Raw genomic sequence first — 21,918 nt, 5'->3', positions numbered from 1 at the left:
AGTCAAGTTCAGTTTGGAAGCTTTTACTGAACTCTATGACTCCTTGACCTTTAAATATATCCATTTTGAGCGTTTGAAAAGCTATAAATATATGCAATTAAAAGGACACCTCTATAATCGAAATTCATTTCTCAGGTAATCAATAACCCTTATTTAACCGATTTTTTTACCGAGTCTGTATTTTTATTTGCCATAGTGACGATTTAGGGATACTTTCCAATTCGATGAGTCGAAAAGACGATTTAGAATAATTAAACTCACTTTAATCCATAGATCAATTGAAAAGAAGAGATTTTATCCAACTCTCCGGAATGGGACTGGGCGCACTGGCGACTTCCGGTTTGGTCATGCTGGGCAATCCTGTCTCAGCGGAGGCTTTACTCGAGCCTGGGATCGATGTAGCAGCTAAGAAAATGCTTTCAAATGTAGCTTTGGACGCTGCTCGAGCAAAAGGCGCCACTTACACAGATGTTAGAATTGGACGCTATTTGCGTCAGTTCCTAACTACACGGGAAAAAAATGTGCAGAATATCACTAATGCTGAATCTTTTGGAGTCGGAATCCGAGTGATCGCCAATGGTACTTGGGGATTTTCTTCCACTTCAGACGTAACCCCTGAAGGGATCAAAGCCTGTGCAGAAACTGCGGTGGCGATTGCCAAAGCAAATTCTAAGCTGCAAAAGGAACCCGTAGAATTAGCTCCAGTTCCAGGATACGGAGATGTGACTTGGAAAACTCCAATCAAGAAAAATGCAATCGAGGTTCCTGTCAAAGACAAGATAGATTTATTATTGGGTGTCAATAATGCAGCTTTGGACAACGGTGCAGCCTTTGTGAACTCTGCACTATTTATGATAAATGAGCAGAAGTATTTTGCGTCTACTGATGGATCATACATTGATCAGGATATTCATAGAATCTGGCCAAACTTCACTGTTACCGCAGTAAACAAAACCTCTGGAGGTTTCCGAAGCAGACAAGCGCTAAGTGCTCCAATGGGGATGGGTTATGAATACCTTGACGGTCTGGCAAAAGATAAGTCTATGAATCCAGCTGGATTTAACAGCTACAGAAATTCCTATGATATGCTGGAAGATGCAGTAAATGCTGCTAAACATGCCCAGCAAAAATTAACTGCAAAATCTGTTGTGCCAGGCAAATATGATTTAGTCCTTGATCCGGATCACTTGGGATTGACGATCCACGAATCAGTAGGTCACCCGCTTGAATTGGATCGTGTATTAGGCTACGAGGCAAATTATGCAGGAACAAGTTTTGCCACTTTGGACAAATGGAAATCCGGTAATTTCAAATACGGTTCTGACAAAGTGAATATCGTTGCAGACAAAACTCAACCTTTCTCCCTAGGTAATACTGGCTACGATGACGAGGGAGTGAAATGCAAGGAGTGGGATCTGATCAAAAATGGAATTTTGGTCAATTATCAGGCAATCCGTGATCAAGTGAAAATTCTTGGCGAAAAAGAGTCAAATGGATGTTGCTTCGCCGATGATTGGAGTTCAGTACAATTCCAGCGAATGCCAAATGTGTCGCTGAAGCCGGGAACTGAAAAGCTCAGTGTAGCAGAAATGGTGAAAGATGTTGAAAAGGGGATTTATATTCTAGGAAGAGGTTCCTATTCAATTGATCAGCAGCGTTATAATTTCCAGTTTGGAGGTCAATTATTCTACGAAATCAAAAATGGTGAAATCGTAGGAATGCTAGAAGATGTGGCTTATCAGTCAAATACACAGGAGTTTTGGAACTCATGTTCCCAGATTTGTGACAAGGATGATTACAAATTCTTCGGTTCATTTTTCGATGGCAAAGGACAGCCTTCGCAAAGTTCTGCGGTATCTCACGGCAGTTCGACGACTCGATTTGATGCAGTCAATGTGATTAACACCGGAAGAAATATTTAACCCCCAACGCGAGAATTATGGCAATTTTAACACAAGAAGAAGCGAAGAAAATTATAGATAAAGTTCTTTCTTACGCCAAAGCTGACGAAACAGAAGTCACGCTGTCCGGGGGAAGAACAGGTAATATCCGCTATGCTCGAAATAATGTGAGTACCAGTGGTGAGACAAATGAAATCGGACTGAATATCACCTCAGTTTACGGTAAAAAGTCTGGATCCTCAAGTATCAATGAACTGGATGATGAATCACTCCGAAAGGCAGTAGCAAGAGCAGAGGAAATAGCGATGCTGGCTCCCGAAAATCCTGAATACATGCCTATGCTCGGTCCTCAGGATTATCCGGAATCCAAAACTTTTGTGCAAAGCACGGATGATATCAATCCAGATTATCGGGCACAGATTGGGGCGGATAGTATGGGGCCAAGTGGAGAGAAAAACCTTGTTGCTGCTGGATATTTGGAGGATTTCTCAGGTTTTACTGCCATGGGAAATAGCAAAGGTATGTTTGGTTACAACAAGCGTACTTCGGTGGATTTCTCTGTCACAGTTAGGACTGCTGATGGTACAGGGTCTGGCTATGCGGTTCGTGACTATAATGATGTTAGTTTATTGAACTCCAGAGAGGTTACCAATATTGCAATGCAAAAAGCACAGGCTTCTGTCAATGCACAAGCGATCGAACCTGGAAAATATACTGTCATCCTTGAGCCTAGAGCTGCAGGAGATTTGATGGGTTTATTGACCCGAAGCCTGGATGCCAGAAGTGCAGATGAGGGAAGAAGCTTTATGAGTAAAAAAGGAGGAGGAACAAGAATCGGGGAGAAGATCTTTGATGAGCGTGTGAATATTTATTCCGACCCTTCAAATTCAATTATTCCTGGAGCACCATGGGACAATGAGGGCTATCCTCAAAAGCCTGTTAAATGGGTTGAAAATGGAGTAGTTAAAAACCTGTTTTATTCCCGGTATTGGGCACAAAAACAAGGTGTCGCTCCAGTTGGAAGACCAAGTGGGGTGATCTTTGAAGGAGGCAATCAATCGCTAGCCGATATGATCAGCTCTACAGAAAGAGGAATTTTGGTAACTCGTTTTTGGTATATCCGAGGCGTAGATCCACAGACTCTTCTTTTCACGGGTTTGACCAGAGATGGTACCTTCTACATTGAAAATGGAAAGATTAAGTTCCCTGTTAAAAACTTCCGATTCAACGAAAGTCCAATCATAATGCTCAATAATATTGAGGCATTGGGCCAACAGCAACGGGTTGATGGTGACTTGATTCCGGCAATGAAGATCAGAGACTTTACGTTTACAAGTTTGTCAGACGCAGTATAATTACAGTAAGCAGTATCCAGTTTTCAGTGAGCAGATTCTTAACCTTTGAGGTCTTTTTCAGACCTCGAAGGTTTACTAGCAGTTAGCAGTATGCACAAAGCAGGACACAGGTTTAAAGGGGAATTGGTTTCCTGATAGTCGATGATTTGCAAGTGGCATAAAGAATCCGTTTTTGAAATATTCTTATTGTTTACTTAAGTATAGCCAAATGCTTAAGATTACTTCGGTTTTCAAAATGGTTACTGCCAACTGCTAACTGGATACTAAAAACTGCCGGCTGAAAGAGATATAATGAATTTAGATTCTATTAAAATCTTCGCTCCCGGCAGCTGTACGGGAGACGACTGCGTACTGCTCACTGCCAACTGTTCACTGAAAACTGCCAACTGAATGAGTGACTTCTTCTTCACTAGATTAAAATACAACTCGGGAAACTGGGATACGGATCAGCGAATGCCTTCAAATTTGTTGAATTCTCTGATTGAGTACACTACCATTCCCGTGGATCAGCAGGAGAAAATCGTGGAGTTGAGTAGTACGGAGATTTTCAAAAGTCCATTTTGCTACCTCAGCGGGCATAAGCTCGTCGAGTTTTCTGCTGAGGAGCGAAAGAACTTCAAAACTTATGTCGAAAATGGTGGCTTTGTCTTTGCGGACGATTGCAACCACGATATAGATGGGCTTTTCGCTAAATCATTTGAAGCAGAAATGGCCAAAACATTCGGCGCAAATGCGCTCCGAAAAATCCCAAATAACCATCCCATTTATTCCTCTTTCTTCAAATTTGAAGATGGACCACCTGCCACTTCCTTTGAACTCAACGGTTGGGGCGATGATCTGATCCACGATTACCTCAAAGCAGTGGTGATCAACGGTCGGATTGGCGTCTTATATAGCAATAAAGATTATGGTTGTGAATGGGATTATGACTTTAGAAACAAACGATTTCTGAAGGAAGACAACACCAAATTTGGCGTGAACATCGTGGTTTACGCTTTAACTTATTGATTTTGGAACAACAAGAATTAGCCAATTATAAAGCACTCGTCGACAAAATCCCTTTGTTGAAAAAGGAGATTGCCAAAACGATCGTCGGTCAAGAGGAAGTAATAGAAGAGATCATCATTACGCTTTTCGCAGGAGGGCATTGCCTTTTGGAAGGTGTTCCGGGCTTGGCAAAAACACTGATGGTCAAGTCACTTTCTGAAGTGATGGAAATGAATTTCAAGCGAATTCAGTTTACTCCGGATTTGATGCCAGGGGATATTTTGGGGACGGAGATTCTGGAGGAGGACCATGAGACTGGAAAAAAATTCTTTCAATTCAACCGTGGGCCAATCTTTGCCAATATGGTTTTGGCTGATGAAATCAACCGAACACCTCCAAAAACGCAAGCTGCTTTGCTGGAAGCCATGCAAGAAAAAATGGTTACTTACGGTGGGCAACATCATGCTTTACCAGACCCATTTTTGATTATTGCGACGCAAAATCCCATCGAGCAAGCTGGAACCTATCCTCTTCCTGAGGCTCAATTGGATCGTTTTCTTCTGTATATCAAATTAGGCTATCCTTCGGAAAGGGAGGAATTGGAAGTTTTGGAAAAAACAACCGGAACATACCGTGCTAAACCTGAGCTGGTTTTCACTGCTTTTGATATCAAAAAACTCCAGCAACTCACGAGAGAAGTACATATTGATTCAGAATTACTCTCTAAAATCAATCGACTCATTCGATCCACCCGCCCAACGGAATCCAGTGTGGATGCGGTAAAAAGCTATGTGGAATGGGGGGCAGGTACGCGTGCCGGTCAATCCCTTGTACTTTGCGCCAAAGCTCGAGCATTGGTGAAAGGTCGCTTTTCGGTGATTCCTGAGGATCTAGAGAAATTGGCATTTCCGGTTTTGAGACATCGACTTTCCCTGCATTTCCGTGCGGAAGCGGAAAACATTTCGCCGGATTTGATCATTCAGAAAATTTTGGAAGCCTCCTAAATCCATGCGCGCCAGTAACCTTGAAATTGTACGGCTAAATAATCTAAAACTTGCTGCAAAAATTATCAGCGAGCAACTCAAGCATGGGGTGCATTTTGGGAAGCGAGTAGGAGTGGGAAGTGAGTTTGAGCAATATCGCTACTATGAACCAGGGGATGATCCAAAGCGGATTGACTGGAAGTATTTTTCCCGATCGGGAAAGCACATGATCAAGGAGTCACAAACTGAAAGTCATCTGAATATTCGGATTTTATTGGACCTTTCCGGCTCAATGAATTATTCTGAAAATGGGATTAAACGACTGGATTATGCAAACAGTCTGATTGCATCTTTGGCTTATTTGGGAAACCAGCAGGGAGATTCGCTTTCGTTTTTCACTTTTCAGGAAGGGAAAATCATTCAAAAAGTTGCTCCGTCGCCAAAGGCTTTTCAACGCATTATCTATCATTTGGAGGAAGAAAAAGCTTCAGGCTCTTGGCCAGTGAGGAAGCAGGATTTTCCTGAATTGAAATCCAGACAAAAGGAACTCATTATTTTCGTCTCGGACTTTTTGCAAAAGGAATCTGAGTGGATTGATATCGTGGAGCAAATGCGACATCCCAAAAAAGAGATAGTGTTATTTCAGATTTTGGGAGAACAAGAACTTCATTTTAATCAAAAAGGGAATTTGAAATTTCAAGACTTGGAGAGCGATCGAATAGTTACTTTGGATGGTGAATCTGTACGGAGGAATTATCAGGTTGCTATTTCTACCTATTTGGAAAAGCTGGAAAAGTCATTTCAGCATCCGCAGGTACATTATTACCAAGTGAAATTGTCAGATTCAATTTCTGAAGTGATCAGCCGGTTTTTAGATGAGCGAAGTTTTTCATGAGCTTTCTGAATCCCATAGCGCTTTGGGGATTGCTGGCAATCAGCATTCCGATTTTGATTCACCTTTGGAATGGGAAGCAGGGGAAGACCATTGCTTGGGCTGCGATGGAATTTTTGAAAGTCGATGAAAATCAAGTTTCGAAAGGAATCAAACTTGAGAATTGGCTGCTATTGGCACTTCGGATTTTGTTGATTGTCTTGGTAGTTTTACTTTTAGCACAGCTTTTTTGGAAAGGAGATTCATCAACACAGGAAAAGAAAATCGCTCATGTCCTGACTGGAGAAAAAGCACTTTGGGAGGAGTTCCGATTTGAAATTCAACAGGCTGTTGAAAAGGGTGAATTAGTGCTGTTGGCTGATAATCCTATAAAAGAAATTTCCTCGGTAGAGGAGCTTTTTGACTTAGAAAATACTTCTAGCTCCAATTTGCAAAGTGCTTTGGATCAGCTTCCTGTGGATTTTGATTCCTTGATTTTATATTTGCCGAATTCAGATTTGGTACTAATGAATGATTTTTACAGCAGTCCTGTTTTGCCATCGTTTCAGATTGGAAAAGCTCTGGCTGAAAAATCCAAAATCCAAATGATCAAAACAAATGTGAATAGAGTCTTCGCATTAAATGAGGCAGGGATTTTGGATTCGGTTAACGTTGCAGAAGGAGAAAATCCAACCTTTGATTTTTCTAATAAGCCGATTTCTGTTTTGATTCAAAATTCAGAAAATGAGAGCCAGTTTATTGAAGCTGCTTTATCATCCATTACCCAAGTGTATGGATTTCAATTTTCGATTAAGGAAAATATGGATTCTGCTGATTTAGTCTTTTCAAGCACAGAATTGAAGAATTTAGATCCTAAAAAACTTTATTTTTTCTCGAATAGGATTGACTATCCAACATCAAAGAATCAGGTTCTTTTCGCTAGTTCTCTGAATTTTGATGAATCGGAATTGATCCGAAATGGGCAATTACCGGAATTGATTTTGGAGAGTTTTTTAAAGTACATCGGTGTGACACAAAAATCAACTTTACTTAATTCTAAGCAGATTGCTGATCGATTTTTGTTGAAACCCAAAAATTCCAATCCTCAAAAATCCAATCTCAACGAATGGCTGATGGCTTTGCTTTTGGGCACTTTGATGATCGAACGGTACTTAGCTTTCAAACAAGGAATTTGAAGTCGCTGCAATCCCATATCGCCCGGATTGAGAAGCAGCTCTTTGGTATGATCTTGCTTAAGGCAGGATTGATTGGCCTGAGTTTTTTTGGCTTGCTGATGGTTTTAGGCACTTCTGTGACTTGGGCCATTCTTCTTGGAAAACTTCTTGCAATCCTAGCTTTTTATCTATTGGGAGGTTTTGCCAATCATCGGAAAGCAGCTATTTCCCATTTGCATCAACATACCAAAGGTTTGGAATTCAGTCTTGAGTTGCTGGAAAAAAGCGAGCTGAATATTGCCGAGCAACTCCAGATGGAACGGGTCGAGGCTCAAATTTCTGCCGAACCCATTGGGATAGATTTTCGAAAAGTCATTCCTTTCTTTTTATTACTGTTGCTTCCCTTGCTTGTTTTTGGAGTCTCCAAAATCATTCCTGAAAAGCATTCCCCAAAATCAATTCTAGAACGGGAAAACCAGATTTCTCTTCCTGATTCCTTGGAGGAGCTAGCTGTTTCTTTGGAAGAAATCTCGATTCAAATTACCCCGCCTTCCTATTCCGGAATTCCGGAAAGCAGTCAAAATTCACTTCAGATTTCCGCCTTGAAAGGCTCCAAACTTTCCTGGTCACTTCGCTTTTCCAATCCGGATCTTCAGGTTTTTCTGATCAATTCCTCACGGGATTCTTTGACTTTTGAAAAAAGTGCAACTGATTACATGCTTTCGGATCAATTGAATGCTTCGGGGATTTATGCCATTCAGGCTTACAAGGATGATTTGTTGGTTTATGAATCTGCGTTTTTTCAAATTGAGGCGGTTGAAGATTTAGCTCCGATCATTATTCCATCAGAAAAGGAATTGTATGCCTACCATTTCCATAAGGATGGTTTGTCGAAAAAAGTACAAGCTCAGCTCAATGATGATTTTTTGGTCACAGAAGTCTTCCTAGTCGCTACCTTGGCTCGGGGTTCCGGCGAGAATGTTAAGTTTCGAGAGACGAGAATTCCGATTCAACAAAAGAATTTCAAATCATCGACGATAAACCTGAACTTGGATTTAGAAGCTTTGGATTTCAAGCCAGGTGATGAATTGTATTACTATTGGGCAGCGATTGACAATAAGCGACCCGAACCAAACTTTTCCAGATCGGATACCTATTTCCTGAACTTTGTGGATAGCACAGGAATGACAGAGGAGCAAGTGATGGGAATGGCAATCCATGTGATGCCAGATTATTTCCGAAGTCAGCGACAGATTATTATTGATACTGAGAAACTTATCGCCTCAAAAAAGTCCATTGCCGAACGAGCTTTCAATGTCACTTCCAATGAAATTGGCTACGATCAAAAGCTTCTCCGCTTGCGTTATGGTCAATATTTAGGTGAGGAATTTGAGAATTCAGCCGGTGGAGGAACGGTGGAATTAGGCGATTCAGAGGACATCTTGGCAGGATTTCGCCATGATCATGACCATGAAGATGAGGGGGCAGTTGGTCTACCCAATCCGGTCGCCGAACCTGAAAAAATAGAGGTTCATGAAGAACACTCAAACGCTGAAGACGGTGGACTTGGGGGGATTTTGGATTCCTACCTTCACAATCATGAGGATGAAGAAATGAACACATTCTATGAGGCTTCGACAAAAAATATGTTGAAGATGGCCTTGGAACAAATGTGGCAATCGGAGCTTTATTTGAGACTTTTCGAACCGGAGAAAGCTTTGCCTTATCAAGAAAAAGCCTTAGAATATTTGAAAACTGTCCAACAAAAGTCCCGTGTCTATGTGAAGCGAACGGGTTACGATCCACCTCCCATTAAGGAGGAAGAAAAGCGATTATCCGGAAAATTGGAAAAGCTTGATGCGGTTATTTTGAAAGAGCAGATTGCTAAAGAAAAACAATTGGCTCCCTTAGCTGCAGCAGTTTTGGGGATGCTTCCCAAAACGGAATTAAGCGCTGAAGATCAATTGAAAATCCAACGCTTAGGTCAGATTTGGACTGAGCGAATGCAGTATTCCGGACTGTCCGATTGGTCGGTTTTACTTCATTTGCAGGAATTGAGTACTGGGAAAATAGATGATAAGGGCAAGTCTGATTTACTTCAAAAACTCTATCCAATCGTGGCAAGTGATTCCGGTTTGGAGGCTTCCTTTCAGGCAGAAAAAGAATTGCAACAGGCATTTTGGGCAAAACTTAGATGATGGATTTTGAACCGATTGTTTCTCCGCTTTTTGCCTGGATTTTTGGAATAGGAATCGCTGCCTTGCTGATTTTTCAAGCCATTCAAATTCAGAAATCCGATTTTACCCCAAAAAGAAAAGGGGTTAAACAGCTATTGAATACTTTTTTATTCTCCGCTTTACTGGTTTTTATGCTGAATCCGCTTTGGAATTATGAGCAGATTTCAAAACCTATTTTACTGGTTTCTGAAGAGGTTGAAAAAAGTGAAATAGACTTCTGGAAAGATAGCTTAGGAGTAGAAAAAGTGCTTTCAGCAGAAGATTTTCAGTCCAATTCCGATTCGCTGATTCTATTGGGAAATGATTTTGCAAAGAACTTTCTCTATTCGATTCGGGCTAAATCAGTGGATTGGATTATCCCAAGTGAAGCAGATAATCCTGAATTTCTGGAATGGAAAGGGATTCTTTATCAAGGGGAGAATCAAAAAATTCGATTGAAGATGGACTTGATCTCAGGTTCTACAATTTCGATTTTCCAAGAAGGAAATGAATTGGAAAAGATTGAATTCGATTCTGATCGTAACAGTTTGGAGTTAGGGATTCCTGTTTCCATTTTGGGAAGAAATGAATGGGAAATAAAGGTTAATGATGAATCTATTGGTACAATTCGATTCTTTGTAATCCCATCGAAGCAATTGACTTTCCAAATCCAAGCTGGATTTCCGGGGCCTGAAATTCGAACTTTAAGTCGCTATTTGATTGGGAAAGGAGAACAGGTTCAGGAAGAAATTCGCCTTTCAAAAGATACCGAATTGTTGACAGGAAGAGTTCCGTTCGACTCCGTCGATGTATTTGTGATTGATCCTTCACAACTCTCGAATACCAAAATCCAAAATAAAATCCGACGTGGAGCTTCCTTAGTTTTAATCAATTTGAATAATCCTGAGAAAGAAATTGATGCGTTGAATAAAGTATTCAAAACCAATTTCGAAGTCCTTAAAACCGGTAGTGGCGATAATCGAGAAGTCACTGGAGGCTTGGCCGCTTTACCCTTTACTTTCAAGGAAAAGAATTTACAGGAAAGCCTTTTTGAAAATGCGCTAGCAGTCCAGCGATTTGGTGATTCCAAGATCGGCGTGAGCATGCTTGCTTCTACATTCTCGATTACCCAGTCTGGAGATTCTGTAGGGTATGACAAAATTTGGTGTAGGATTCTTGGAGAAATACGCCCTGAAAGTCAGTCCTATTGGGGAGTAAGTGCTCCTGTTTTTCAAGGAGAATATGAGGCCGTTTCTCTTAATTCAAATGAATCTTTAGACTATTTGGTTTTTGGAAATGATACCCTTTCACTGAGTCAGTCCTTGATCAATCCAAAAACCAAAACTTTGGATTTAATCCCTTTGGATTCCGGTTGGGTAAAATTTGGGGAGATAGGTGAGGTTTATGTTTCAGGCATGAATGATTGGCCTAGTATTATTGCTCAACAGCAAAGAGCAGCTTTTCTTCAATCTCAAGCTTGGAATATGCCCTCTTCAGATTCAATTTCCGACAAAGCTCCCATCCCGTTTTGGGCTTGGGGGCTGATTTTATTTTTACTGCTTACTTTGATTTGGTTGGAGCCAAAGCTTTGGGATTGATGAGTTTTTGAAAGGATTCAAATAGAAGTTACCTGAAATTCAAAGTAAAAACCGTCCGCTCATTTGGTCTTGAAACAACTTGAAGACTTCCTCTGTGTAGATTCATAATCTGTCTTGAAATGGCTAATCCAATGCCAGAACCAGTTTTCTTGGTAGTATAGAATGGTACAAATATCCGCTCTAGTGCTTCTGGTACAATCCCTGGACCATGATCTTCCACCTGAATAATCGAACCTAAATCACCCTGAGAAATTGCTCTCAAAAATATAATCCGGTTGGCCTGATTAGTTAGTGATTCTGATGCATTTTTAATCAAATTGATAAGGATCATCATGATCTGATCTGGATCGCAATGAATCTCCAAATTTTCTGGTTGGATCTCGGTTTGTACCTCGACCTCATTGGCTTTTAAGTCCTCCTTCATCAGATTGAGCACTTTTTCGAAGAGGCCTTGAATATTAACCAGTTCTTTTTCTGGCAATGGAATATTCGTGTAATCCCGGTAGGCATTTACGAAACTCACCAATCCTTTGCTTCGGTTGGCGATGGTATCCAAGCCTTCCTGAATATCCTGAAAACCGTCTTTTTTGATCAGAAATCCTTCTTGCTGCACGTAGCTATCTTCATCGAGAATAGTCCGAAGCGATTCCACCAGACTTGAGATTGGCGTGATCGAATTCATGATTTCATGGCGAAGGACTTTGGTGAGATTCTGCCAAGCTTCGAGTTCGTTCGATTGGAGTTCGGCGTTGATATTTTGTAATGAAAGCAAAGTCCAACTTTGACCACCCATCTTGAGAGAAGTGGATTGAATGATGAGATGTAAGTTAGAATTCACTTTTTGAGAGATTCGTTGTCCCGGTTTCATCTCCATCACCTCTTTGAGGAGTTCGGTTGAAAGCTTACCTAAATCTGAAATATCCCGGAATTGTGGAATCTGTAATAAATGTTTTGCGGCATTATTGATAACACCGATTTTTCCAGCTGAATTGAAGGATATAATTCCCGTATTGATGTGCTGAATAATGACTTGAAGGAAAAGCATCTGCTCTTCTTTTTCAGCTCGGGTCTTTTTGAAAACGTCCATCACCTCGTTGAAAGCGACGTTGACCTCACGAAAGGAACCTCCCATCTGTGAATCCGAAGTGAAGGAACTTGAGAAATCATTGTATCGGATAGAGTCTAGAAATCGGGCCAATTTATGATTGACAGAATTGACATAATAGATCAATTCTCCAATCTGTATCAATGCTATCAAACCCAAAATTCCGGGAGCCAACCAAAGCTCTTGCCGATAATAAAGCCATAGTCCTAGGTAAAGGCATAAAATAATGAGGATTAGGCGAATGGCTACGCCAATGGAAAACCGCCTATAAACCATATTTCTCTAGTCTTCGGTAAAGAGACGAGCGGGTCAACCCCAATTCTTCAGCGGCTCTAGTGATATGACCATTATGTTTTTGTAAGGCTTTTCTAATTAGAATTCGCTCCACATCTTCAATATTCAAATGCTCCAGATTAACAGATTCCTCGGACTTTTCTGGATTTTGAATTTTCTGTAAGAAAAGATCTTCAGGCTGCAATACACTGTGATTGCTCATGATCACAGCCCGCTCAATACTATGCTGAAGCTCGCGAATGTTGCCAGGCCAATGGTATTTCGACATCCGCTTAATCAGTGGTTCTGATGCCTTTCGAATATCTTTATTATACTTTTTAGAATAATAGGCGATAAAATGATCTGCTAAAAGCGGAATGTCCTCGATCCGTTCTCTAAGGGGAGGCAGTTGGATTTCGATGGTATTAATTCGATATAATAAATCCTGACGAAAAGTATTGTCATAGACCATGTTATGAATCGGCATATTCGTAGCCGAGATCAATCGAATATTTACTTCAACTGGCCGATTTGCACCCACTCTCGTGACTTCTCTATTTTGTAAAGCTGCCAATAATTTGGCCTGAAGTGATAAAGGGAGATTTCCGATTTCATCCAGGAAAAGTGTGCCTTTATGAGCTTGCTCAAATCGTCCTGCCCGATCTTCTTTGGCATCTGTGAAAGCACCTTTTTTATGTCCGAAAAGCTCGGATTCAAATAGCGTCTGTGTAATTGAACCTAAATCCACACCTACAAAAGCTTCCCGGCTACGCTTTGAATGTCTGTGAATTGCTCGTGCGATCAATTCTTTACCGGTTCCGTTTTCTCCTAAAATCAGAATATTGGCATCTGTCACCGCTACCCGCTCAATGGTCTCAAAAACCTTCTGCATGGAAGGACTTTGTCCGATAATATCCTTGAATTTATTGTCGATATCCTGCTGCATGGTTGCTTTTTGATCTTTTAGCAGATCCACCTCCAGCTTTTTTCTACGGAGTTGAAGTGCGGAATTCAAAGTTGCAAGTAACCGCTCATTTTCCCATGGCTTCAACACAAAGTCTGTAGCACCCTCTTTGATTGCTTTTACCGCAAGATTCACATCTCCATAGGCGGTAATCAATACCACCACCGCAGAGGGGTCCAGTTCCAAAATCCGGTCTAACCAATAAAAACCTTCCTGACCCGAACTCACATCTTTGGTGAAGTTCATATCCAGCAAAATCACATCATAATTTTCATTGTGGGTAAGAATGGGTAATAGATCAGGGTTAGTCTCCGTGTCTACCTGTGCGAAGTGCCGCTTCAGAAAAATTTTTGCTGCCTTCAGCAAATCTTCATTGTCGTCAATAATTAAGATTTTCCCGATTCGTTGCTCGTTCATGATAAAAGATTTTTCGCTTTTGGGAAATATATCCCGGATTTGAATACCAGTTGTTCCAAAAGCATACCGAAAAACAATACAACTTTAAAATTGATTAAATATGTCATTTACGGACGATTTGAGCAGGTTTTGAAGCAAGTGATTCTTTTTTTAAGGTAAGGGAAAAATATCCGACTTTGATATGTTTTGTTCGCTTGCGGACGAAAATGTTCGCGAGAAGGAATATTGTTTTTAGGGAAATCACCCAAACAAGCATCTAACGGCTATTTTTTGCATGGCATGCCATTTGGCATAAAGGGGATAGCCCTGAAAAGGAAAACACACACAATGGATCGAAAAATAGAAAAGAAGACATGGACTCCGAAAAAGATCGCAATGATCGCAGGTGGAGTGCTAGTAGTAGCGGCAATTATATATCAAATCGGCTTTGCGGATCATCGTTCGACGATGAATGTGGAGAAGGATCGTTTGAGTATTGCCACAGTGACTACTGGTGAGTTTACAGACTACATCTTAGTATCAGGTCAGATCGAACCTGCTCAGACTTTCTTCCTTGACGCTGTCGAAGGTGGAATGGTAGCAGCTTTGGTTAGGGAGTCTGGTGCGCTGGTGGATGTAGGAGATACGATTTTGATTATGGCTAATTCCAATCTTCAATTAGATGTGATGCAGCGTGAGACTATGTTATATGAGCAAATCAATAACCTTCGACAAACCCGTCTTTTCTTAGATCAAAATGATTTAAGCCAACAAGGGCAGTTGGCAGAAATTGATTATCAAATCAGTTTGCTAGAGCCACAGTATAAAAGATTTAAAGAGCTTCACGAAAAGAAATTAGTTTCTGACAGAGAGTTTGAGGAAGTAGCGGAGCAATATGAGTACAACTTGAAAAGAAAGGAATTGACCTACAAATCATATAAAAGTGATTCGATTGCAAGGTCATATCAGTTAGCCCAGCTTAGACAGTCTGAAAGTCGGATGAATGCTTCCTTGAATGGAGTTGGTCAGATTCTCAATAATCTGGTAATCAAAGCACCCATCTCAGGTCAATTGGCTATGGAGCAAATAGAAATTGGTCAAGCGATTAATTCAGGAGAGCGTTATGGACAGATCGATGTTTTAGATGAATTCAAAGTAAGAGTACCTATAGATGAATTATACCTTCCAAGAATCGGTCAAGGTCTCCGTGGAAAATTCACCTTGAGCGGAGTAGATCATGAATTGGAAATCATGAAGATCTACCCGACGATTACCAATGGTCGATTTGAGGTAGATATGAAGTTTACAGGAGAAAGCCCCCAAGGAATCCGAAGAGGTCAAAGTGTTCGAATTCGTTTGGAGTTGGGAGATAGTGAGCAAAGCTTGCTCTTACCAACTGGAGGATTCTTTAAAGACACGGGAGGAAACTGGGTCTTTGTGCTGAATGCATCCGGAAATGCTGAAAAGAGAAATATCCGATTGGGTAGAAAAAATCCTGAATTCTACGAGGTTCTTGAAGGCTTAACTGAAGGTGAAAAAGTGATCGTCAGCGGCTATGAGAACTTTGGGAAGAATGAGGTGCTGGAGTTGAAGTAGGGGAGATGGAAGATGGAAGATGGAAGACGGGAGACGGGAGACGGGAGACGGAAGGATGAAGATCAAGAGATCGAAGCTAGCTATATAAAGACTAGGCATAAATGAAATTTCAGCTGTATAAAACAGATAATAGTATGAGTTTTAAGTTTGAAAAATTAATAATCTGGCAAAAAGCAATGGACCTTGCCGAAAAGGTTCATGCAGCCACAAAGGCATTTCCAAAAGAGGAACTGTATAATTTAACAAGCCAAAGTCGCCGAGCAGCAGATTCAATTGCTTTAAATATTTCCGAAGGCTCCATTTCCCAATCTAATCCAGAGCAAAATAAGTTTATTGGTTACGCTTTACGGTCTCTTGCAGAAGTGGTCACTTGTATCCATAAGGCCAAAAGAAGAAATTATATTGATGAATCCACTTTTACAGAATTATATCAAGACTCTTTCAACTTAATGAACATGATTGTAGCATTTAAAAATAATTTAAAATAACAAAATGAAGACAGGATTGGGACCTCTTCGGTCTTTTAATCCAAAAACAAGTACAATACTATAAACAATATAAAAGAAGGTAAGAGGTCGAATTCTTCGGTCTTCGGTCTCCCGTCTTCGGTCCTTTAATCCAAAAACCATGAACGTAATCAAAACAGTAAATCTCAGAAAAATGTACGCCACCGAGGAGGTAGAAACCACGGCGCTGGACGGAATTCAAATTGAAATAAAGAAAGGTGAATTCGTAGCCATAATGGGCCCTTCAGGTTGTGGTAAGTCTACACTTCTTAATATTATCGGTCTTCTGGATAATCCGGATGGAGGAGAATATTATTTCCTAGATCAAGAAGTTGCTAAGTTTTCGGAACGTCAACGATCTTCATTGAGAAAGGGTAACATCGGATTCGTATTCCAGTCTTTTAATCTGATCGATGAATTGACGGTATTTGAAAATGTGGAGCTCCCGTTGCTTTATCTGAAAATCCCTTCAGATGAGCGAAAGCAGAAAGTGGAAGAGGTTTTGGGTCGAATGAATATTATGCACCGACGAAATCACTTTCCCCAGCAACTTTCCGGTGGTCAGCAACAACGTGTCGCGATTGCAAGGGCGATTGTAGCAAAGCCTTCTGTAATTCTTGCCGATGAGCCTACAGGTAACTTGGATTCTACCAACGGCGAAGAAGTAATGCGTCTTTTGGAAGAGTTGAATAATGAAGGGACGACTATCGTAATGGTAACGCACTCTCCACATGATGCTAACTACGCACACAGAATCATCAATCTATTTGATGGCAAAGTGGTGACAGAGAATATCAGAGAGCAGTTTCATGTTTGATATTGACCGGTGTCGGATGCTCGATGTAGGATGAATTCACCGGTCATCGGACATCGGACACCGATCATTTTTCACTGTTCTTAATTTAAAAAAACAAACCAACTTTCCCATGCTCCGCCACCAAATCCTATTAGCCTTCCGCAGTTTCATAAAGTCCAAGCATATTTTTGCTATTAATCTCTTTGGATTGACGATTGGTCTTACGACGGTCATCCTGATTTTGCTATGGGTAAAGGATGAAATGAGTGTCAATCGCTACCATACTCAGGTAGATCAGATTTACCAGGTGATGACGAATCATGATATTTCCACCGGAATTGTGACGGTGCCATATACTCCTGCAGACATGGCTGAAGCCATGGAAGCGGAATTGCCTCAGGTGGATAAGGCAACAGCTTTATCTCCTTTTATTGATGGCGTTACTTTCGAGCAGGGAAATACAAAAATGAATGGAGATGGGTTTTTTGTAGATCAGGAGTATTTCCAGATTTTCGATGTGAATTTTATAGTTGGAAACCCAGAGAAAGCATTAACGGATATCAATGCCATCACGCTCTCTGAAACTTTGGCCACCAAACTTTTTGGAAGCCCGCAATTAGCTTTAGGCAAGTCTTTGAAATGGCAGGCTTTTGAATTTTCCAATGAAGTAGAAGTTACTGGGGTCTATGAGGACTTTGGAAAACTAGACCTCGACAAGCCTGACTTTCTGCTCGCATTTCCCTATTTCAAGCAAATGCTTGGAGAGGGTGCCCACTGGGATAATTTCAATGCTACAGCAACTGTCTTATTGAAAGAAGGAAGCGATATAAATGCCTTTAATGAGCAGATCTCTGATTTCATTAAAAATAAAGAAGCAAAATCCAATACTTCGGTCTTCGTACAGCCATTTGGAGATACCTATTTGTATGGCTCATTTGAGGATGGGAAAGTAGCAGGAGGAAGAATCAGCTATGTAAAAATCTTTTCAGTGATCGCCATTTTTATCCTGATTATCGCATGTATCAATTTCATGAATTTAACCACTGCCAGATCCATGAGTAGGTTAAAGGAAATTGGTGTGAAGAAATCCATGGGAGCGAGTAGAGCCGGTCTTTTCGGTCAATTCATTACAGAATCACTGGTTCTGACCTTGTTTGCCGTGGTGTTGGCAGTGTTGGTGTCTTTTGTTCTTCAGCCCTTTTTCAATCAGGTGACATCCAAATCCCTGGCACTTTCATTTCAGCCAGATGTGCTGATCATCTTATTCAGTGTTTGGTTGATTACCGGATTACTGGCGGGGGTCTATCCAGCTATTTACCTCTCCAAGTTTAAGCCGTTGGAAGTGATGAAATCTAATATCAAGGGAAGTTTTGGAGAGCTTTTAGCTAGAAAAGGTTTGGTGGTATTTCAATTTTCAATTTCACTTCTTCTGATAATCGGGATCACGGTTTTGAGCAAGCAGATGAGTTACATCCAAAATCAAAATTTGGGTTATAATCAAGCTCATTTATTAGAATTGAATGCTTCTGGAATCAATCCAAGTCAATTGGAATCTTACCTTGAAGAACTTAAAAAGGTACCTGGGGTAAGTAATGCGTCCAGCGTATCACATCCTTTGGTAGGACTTGAAAGTGCGACTATCGGACTGACTTGGGAAGGAAAAGATGAGGAAGAGCAAGTCAAATTTGAAAATATCAGTATCAACATGGGGTTGATAGAAACCATGGGTTTTGAAATGGCGGCAGGACGCTCTTTTTCGCCTGATTATAATAGTGAAGAAAGTAAGATTATTTTAAATCAGGCAGCAGTTCAAACCATCGGCTTCCAAGATCCAGTAGGTCAAATCGTGAATCTTTGGGGGGATGATATGGAGGTTATCGGAGTAGTGAAAGACTTCCATTTTGAATCTTTAAAGGAAAAAGTAAAGCCTGCTTTTCTCAAGTATGATCCAAGTTTTGCCCAAAAGGTCATGGTGAGAATTGAGTCAAATGATCAGCAAGCGAGTATCGCAGGGATTTCCGACGTCTATGAAAAGTTCACCGCACAGCCTCTGAGCTATTCATTTATGGATGAGGATTATCAAACGCTCTATGCATCTGAGGAGCGAGTTTCTACGCTGGCAAAGTACTTCGGAGTAATGGCGATTTTCCTAAGTTGTCTAGGGCTTTTTGGCCTTGCGGCTTTCACTGCGGAGAAACGAAAAAAGGACATAGGAGTACGAAAAGTAATGGGGGCTTCTACTGTTGGGATTCTGACTTTGGTGTCCAAAGATTTTGTGAAGCTTATTCTGGTATCAATCATTATTGCAGTGCCCGTTGCTTGGTACTTCGCAGATAACTGGTTGAAAACCTATGCTTATCAGACCAATCTTAGCTGGTGGATTTTTGCCGCATCAGGTATGGTTTTGATTTTTATTGCAATCGTCACGGTTGGTTTCCAGGCTTTCAAAGCTGCGAATGCTAATCCGGTGGAAAGTCTGAAGAGCGAATAGTTTTGCTCGAATGCGAACAATACTGTTCGAACTTGTGGGGATCAAAAATTTAAAAATGAGCTTTCTGGCATCCAGAAGGCTTTTTTTTACTGGCATCAATCCTGAATATGTTTTGATATAACCTTCAACCTTCGGGAAGCATCTTATTGATTTAGGACTAATTCCTTTTTTTCTGATTAAACCAACTTATAACGATTTGCCATGCTTGAGAATTATATCAAAATCGCCATCAGGAACCTTAAAAAGCATAAGTTCTACACATTCATCAATATTCTAGGCTTATCAGTCGGTGTGGCAGTCTGTATGATTATCACACTGTTTGTGATTAATGAACTTTCCTACGATAAGCATTTCAAAAATGCTGACCAGATTTATAGAATTCATGCCGATATCATTTTTGGTGGGAATCATTGGGATATGCCCAACGCTCCTGCACCGATGGCCGAAGCACTTCCTGAGGAATTTCCAGAGGTAGAATATGCCGTTAATTTTAGACAACGAGGCTCCTATTTGGTTAAAAAGACCGATCAGAATACCAAGGAAAATAGAGTCATATGGACAAGCAAGGACTTTTTCAATGTATTCGGAACTCCACTTTTGGAAGGAAATAAAGATGGGGTTTTAGCGGAACCCAATACCATGGCGATCAGTAAAAGCATTGCTGAGAAGTATTTCCCCGGAGAAAGTGCTTTAGGGAAATCCCTGACTCTTGATAATGATGAGGATTTCAGGATCACAGGAGTGTATGAAGATATTCCTCAAAACAGCCATTTTCATTTCGATTTCCTGCTAGCTATGGAAGGATTGGAAGAAGCAAAAACCACTTCCTGGATGGGTAATAATTTCCAGACCTATTTAAAAATCAGGGAAGATGCAGATCCTGAGGCATTAAATCTGAAGTTGATGTCTCTTATCAAAAAGAATATAGAGCCAGAATTAAGTAAGGTTTTCGGGGAAGGGGCCACATTAGATGCCATGCTTGCAGATGGTGGGAAAATAGAATATGATCTTCAGCCGCTGTTAGATATTCACTTGAAAAGTAACCTAATGGGTGAGTTTGAGCCCAATTTCAATATCACCTACATCTATCTATTTATAGCAGTTGCACTCTTTATTCTGATCATTGCCTGTATCAATTTTATGAATTTGTCCACGGCTAGATCTGCAAACCGTGCCAAGGAAGTGGGCATCAGAAAAGTGATGGGTTCATTCCGTACGCATTTGATTCGTCAGTTTTTGATGGAGTCTATTTTGTTGAGCTCTATTTCATTTCTAATTGCTGTGCCATTAGTTTCCTTGCTATTACCATTTTTCAATGACTTGGCAGGAAGAGAACTTACTGTTCCATTTTCTCAATTCACGTTTTATGGAATTCTGATTATTGGAGCTATAGGTACCGGTTTATTGGCTGGTATTTATCCTGCATTTTTCCTTTCAGGCTTCAAGCCAATTAGTATTCTAAAAGGGAAAGTTTCTATGGGGATGAGAAGTGGAATGGTCCGAAGCTCCCTAGTAGTCTTCCAGTTTGCGATTTCTATCATTTTGATCATAGCCACGATAGTGGTGTTTAATCAGCTGGATTACATACAGAATAAAAAGATTGGCTTCAATAAGGATCAGATCATTACGGTAGACGATGTCTATGCATTGGGAGATCAGGCCGAATCTTTCAAGCGGGAGATTCTGTCAAATTCTATGATGGAGTCAGGAACTATTACAGGGTTTTTGCCGGTGTCGGGTACCTGGAGATCGGACACGCCTTGGTGGGCTGAAGGGAAAGATCCTAAGCAGACGGAGAATCTCGTAAGTTTACAAAACTGGGAAGTTGACTATGATTATGTGAAGACAATGGGGATGGAAATAGCGGAAGGAAGAGATTTTTCTATGGAATTCCCCTCAGATTCCTCTGCTGTCATACTAAACGAAACTGCCGCAAAGCAATTCAACTTTGTAGGAGATCCTATCGGTCAAAAAATCTACAGTTTGGCTGGTGATAACGAGACGATGAACTTGGATGAGTTAAAAGGCCGGACTGTGGTAGGAATTGTGAAAAATTTCAATTTCGAATCCCTCAAAGAAAATATCGGTTCCGTGATGATTTTCCTTAGCGACAAACCAAGAGGAATCGCATCTTTTAGATTCAACGCTACCAATACAGATCAGGTGATCGAATATGTAGAAGCTACTTGGAATCAATTTGCACCCGGCCAACCTTTCACCTATTCCTTCTTGGATGATCGATTCGGAAATATGTATGCTTCAGAAACCCGCTTAGGAAAGGTCTTTGGGATATTTGCTGGATTTGCAATCGTCATTGCCTGTCTGGGTTTGTTTGCCTTGACGGCCTTTACAGCTGAGCAAAGAACCAAAGAAATAGGCATCCGGAAAGTGCTGGGTTCAAGTATCGGGAGCATCGTGGTATTACTCTCTAAGGAGTTCGCAAAGCTTGTCATAATCGCCTTCCTGATTGCAGCACCTATTGCTTGGTGGGCAATGAGAAAATGGCTGGAAGATTATCAGTTTAAGCAGGACTTAGGCTGGCAGGTATTCTTGGGAGCAGGTCTCTTTGCGATTGTGATTGCCTTGCTGACAACCAGTTATCAGTCCATTAAAGCTGCAATAGCTAACCCGGTTAATTCTCTAAAAAGCGAGTAAGCCGGGATTTAAAAAAAATGATTGGAAATGAATGTTAGCAGAAAAGTTAA

Annotated in this window: 15 protein-coding genes; 13 read left to right on the top strand and 2 right to left on the bottom strand. The window is 40.8% G+C overall.

Features of this window, described 5'->3' with window-relative positions:
* Nucleotides 1–278: 278 nt before the first annotated feature.
* The 8 genes from P8O16_RS08350 to P8O16_RS08315 all read left to right on the top strand — a co-directional run bounded on the left by P8O16_RS08350 (nt 279) and on the right by P8O16_RS08315 (nt 11,086).
* Nucleotides 279–1,922, top strand: coding sequence for a TldD/PmbA family protein (locus tag P8O16_RS08350; RefSeq protein WP_300313204.1), 1,644 nt, complete (start codon nt 279–281; stop codon nt 1,920–1,922).
* Nucleotides 1,923–1,939: 17 nt separating this feature from the next.
* Nucleotides 1,940–3,256 carry a TldD/PmbA family protein gene (locus P8O16_RS08345; RefSeq protein WP_300313201.1) on the top strand — a complete coding sequence of 439 codons (1,317 nt, stop codon included), beginning with the start codon at nt 1,940–1,942 and terminating at the stop codon, nt 3,254–3,256.
* A 390-nt stretch (nt 3,257–3,646) separates the two neighbouring features.
* Nucleotides 3,647–4,264 carry a DUF4159 domain-containing protein gene (locus P8O16_RS08340; protein WP_300313198.1) on the top strand — a complete coding sequence of 206 codons (618 nt, stop codon included), beginning with the start codon at nt 3,647–3,649 and terminating at the stop codon, nt 4,262–4,264.
* Between the two features lie 2 nt (nt 4,265–4,266).
* Nucleotides 4,267–5,247 carry a MoxR family ATPase gene (locus P8O16_RS08335; RefSeq protein WP_300313196.1) on the top strand — a complete coding sequence of 327 codons (981 nt, stop codon included), beginning with the start codon at nt 4,267–4,269 and terminating at the stop codon, nt 5,245–5,247.
* Between the two features lie 4 nt (nt 5,248–5,251).
* Nucleotides 5,252–6,121 (top strand): DUF58 domain-containing protein, encoded by an 870-nt coding sequence (locus P8O16_RS08330; protein WP_300313193.1) that lies wholly within the window; start codon nt 5,252–5,254, stop codon nt 6,119–6,121.
* Nucleotides 6,118–7,293: a BatA domain-containing protein gene (locus P8O16_RS08325; RefSeq protein ID WP_300313190.1), complete on the top strand. Its 1,176-nt coding sequence runs from the start codon at nt 6,118–6,120 to the stop codon at nt 7,291–7,293. Before P8O16_RS08330 ends, P8O16_RS08325 begins: the two co-directional genes overlap by 4 nt.
* Nucleotides 7,224–9,470 (top strand): hypothetical protein, encoded by a 2,247-nt coding sequence (locus tag P8O16_RS08320; protein ID WP_300313187.1) that lies wholly within the window; start codon nt 7,224–7,226, stop codon nt 9,468–9,470. Before P8O16_RS08325 ends, P8O16_RS08320 begins: the two co-directional genes overlap by 70 nt.
* Nucleotides 9,467–11,086: a hypothetical protein gene (locus P8O16_RS08315; RefSeq protein ID WP_300313184.1), complete on the top strand. Its 1,620-nt coding sequence runs from the start codon at nt 9,467–9,469 to the stop codon at nt 11,084–11,086. The genes P8O16_RS08320 and P8O16_RS08315 overlap by 4 nt, the downstream gene beginning before the upstream one ends.
* A 28-nt stretch (nt 11,087–11,114) precedes the next feature.
* Here the strand turns inward: P8O16_RS08315 and P8O16_RS08310 are convergent, their stop codons facing one another.
* Both P8O16_RS08310 and P8O16_RS08305 read right to left on the bottom strand, forming a co-directional pair.
* Nucleotides 11,115–12,467 (bottom strand): ATP-binding protein, encoded by a 1,353-nt coding sequence (locus P8O16_RS08310; protein ID WP_300313182.1) that lies wholly within the window; start codon nt 12,465–12,467, stop codon nt 11,115–11,117.
* Nucleotides 12,457–13,845, bottom strand: a complete 1,389-nt coding sequence (locus P8O16_RS08305) for a sigma-54 dependent transcriptional regulator (RefSeq protein WP_300313179.1) — start codon at nt 13,843–13,845, stop codon at nt 12,457–12,459. Before P8O16_RS08305 ends, P8O16_RS08310 begins: the two co-directional genes overlap by 11 nt.
* 327 nt (nt 13,846–14,172) lie before the next feature.
* Here P8O16_RS08305 and P8O16_RS08300 point away from each other — a divergent pair, with 327 nt between their 5' ends.
* The 5 genes from P8O16_RS08300 (at nt 14,173) to P8O16_RS08280 (ending at nt 21,868) form a co-directional block, all read left to right on the top strand.
* Nucleotides 14,173–15,420 carry an HlyD family efflux transporter periplasmic adaptor subunit gene (locus tag P8O16_RS08300; RefSeq protein WP_300313177.1) on the top strand — a complete coding sequence of 416 codons (1,248 nt, stop codon included), beginning with the start codon at nt 14,173–14,175 and terminating at the stop codon, nt 15,418–15,420.
* A gap of 101 nt (nt 15,421–15,521) precedes the next feature.
* Nucleotides 15,522–15,908 carry a four helix bundle protein gene (locus tag P8O16_RS08295; RefSeq protein ID WP_300313174.1) on the top strand — a complete coding sequence of 129 codons (387 nt, stop codon included), beginning with the start codon at nt 15,522–15,524 and terminating at the stop codon, nt 15,906–15,908.
* A 139-nt stretch (nt 15,909–16,047) separates the two neighbouring features.
* Nucleotides 16,048–16,743: an ABC transporter ATP-binding protein gene (locus tag P8O16_RS08290; RefSeq protein ID WP_075350813.1), complete on the top strand. Its 696-nt coding sequence runs from the start codon at nt 16,048–16,050 to the stop codon at nt 16,741–16,743.
* A gap of 109 nt (nt 16,744–16,852) precedes the next feature.
* Nucleotides 16,853–19,213: an ABC transporter permease gene (locus P8O16_RS08285; protein ID WP_300313169.1), complete on the top strand. Its 2,361-nt coding sequence runs from the start codon at nt 16,853–16,855 to the stop codon at nt 19,211–19,213.
* A gap of 201 nt (nt 19,214–19,414) precedes the next feature.
* Nucleotides 19,415–21,868, top strand: coding sequence for an ABC transporter permease (locus P8O16_RS08280; protein ID WP_300313166.1), 2,454 nt, complete (start codon nt 19,415–19,417; stop codon nt 21,866–21,868).
* Nucleotides 21,869–21,918: the final 50 nt, after the last annotated feature.

The organism is Algoriphagus sp. (assembly GCF_029254265.1).
Lineage (GTDB): Bacteria > Bacteroidota > Bacteroidia > Cytophagales > Cyclobacteriaceae > Algoriphagus.
The sequence above is the reverse complement of the archived record's forward strand: the minus strand, read 5'-3'. Positions and strand labels throughout refer to the sequence as shown.

What these genes read in the sequence shown, in the direction of transcription:
- P8O16_RS08340 (WP_300313198.1), top strand. Translation starts at nt 3,647, where the DNA reads ATGAGTGACTTCTTCTTCACTAGATTAAAATACAACTCGGGAAACTGG.
- P8O16_RS08280 (WP_300313166.1), top strand. Translation starts at nt 19,415, where the DNA reads ATGCTTGAGAATTATATCAAAATCGCCATCAGGAACCTTAAAAAGCAT.
- P8O16_RS08320 (WP_300313187.1), top strand. Translation starts at nt 7,224, where the DNA reads ATGGCTGATGGCTTTGCTTTTGGGCACTTTGATGATCGAACGGTACTT.
- P8O16_RS08285 (WP_300313169.1), top strand. Translation starts at nt 16,853, where the DNA reads ATGCTCCGCCACCAAATCCTATTAGCCTTCCGCAGTTTCATAAAGTCC.
- P8O16_RS08345 (WP_300313201.1), top strand. Translation starts at nt 1,940, where the DNA reads ATGGCAATTTTAACACAAGAAGAAGCGAAGAAAATTATAGATAAAGTT.
- P8O16_RS08315 (WP_300313184.1), top strand. Translation starts at nt 9,467, where the DNA reads ATGATGGATTTTGAACCGATTGTTTCTCCGCTTTTTGCCTGGATTTTT.
- P8O16_RS08305 (WP_300313179.1), bottom strand. Translation starts at nt 13,845, where the DNA reads ATGAACGAGCAACGAATCGGGAAAATCTTAATTATTGACGACAATGAA.
- P8O16_RS08290 (WP_075350813.1), top strand. Translation starts at nt 16,048, where the DNA reads ATGAACGTAATCAAAACAGTAAATCTCAGAAAAATGTACGCCACCGAG.
- P8O16_RS08295 (WP_300313174.1), top strand. Translation starts at nt 15,522, where the DNA reads ATGAAATTTCAGCTGTATAAAACAGATAATAGTATGAGTTTTAAGTTT.
- P8O16_RS08330 (WP_300313193.1), top strand. Translation starts at nt 5,252, where the DNA reads ATGCGCGCCAGTAACCTTGAAATTGTACGGCTAAATAATCTAAAACTT.
- P8O16_RS08310 (WP_300313182.1), bottom strand. Translation starts at nt 12,467, where the DNA reads ATGGTTTATAGGCGGTTTTCCATTGGCGTAGCCATTCGCCTAATCCTC.
- P8O16_RS08325 (WP_300313190.1), top strand. Translation starts at nt 6,118, where the DNA reads ATGAGCTTTCTGAATCCCATAGCGCTTTGGGGATTGCTGGCAATCAGC.
- P8O16_RS08300 (WP_300313177.1), top strand. Translation starts at nt 14,173, where the DNA reads ATGGATCGAAAAATAGAAAAGAAGACATGGACTCCGAAAAAGATCGCA.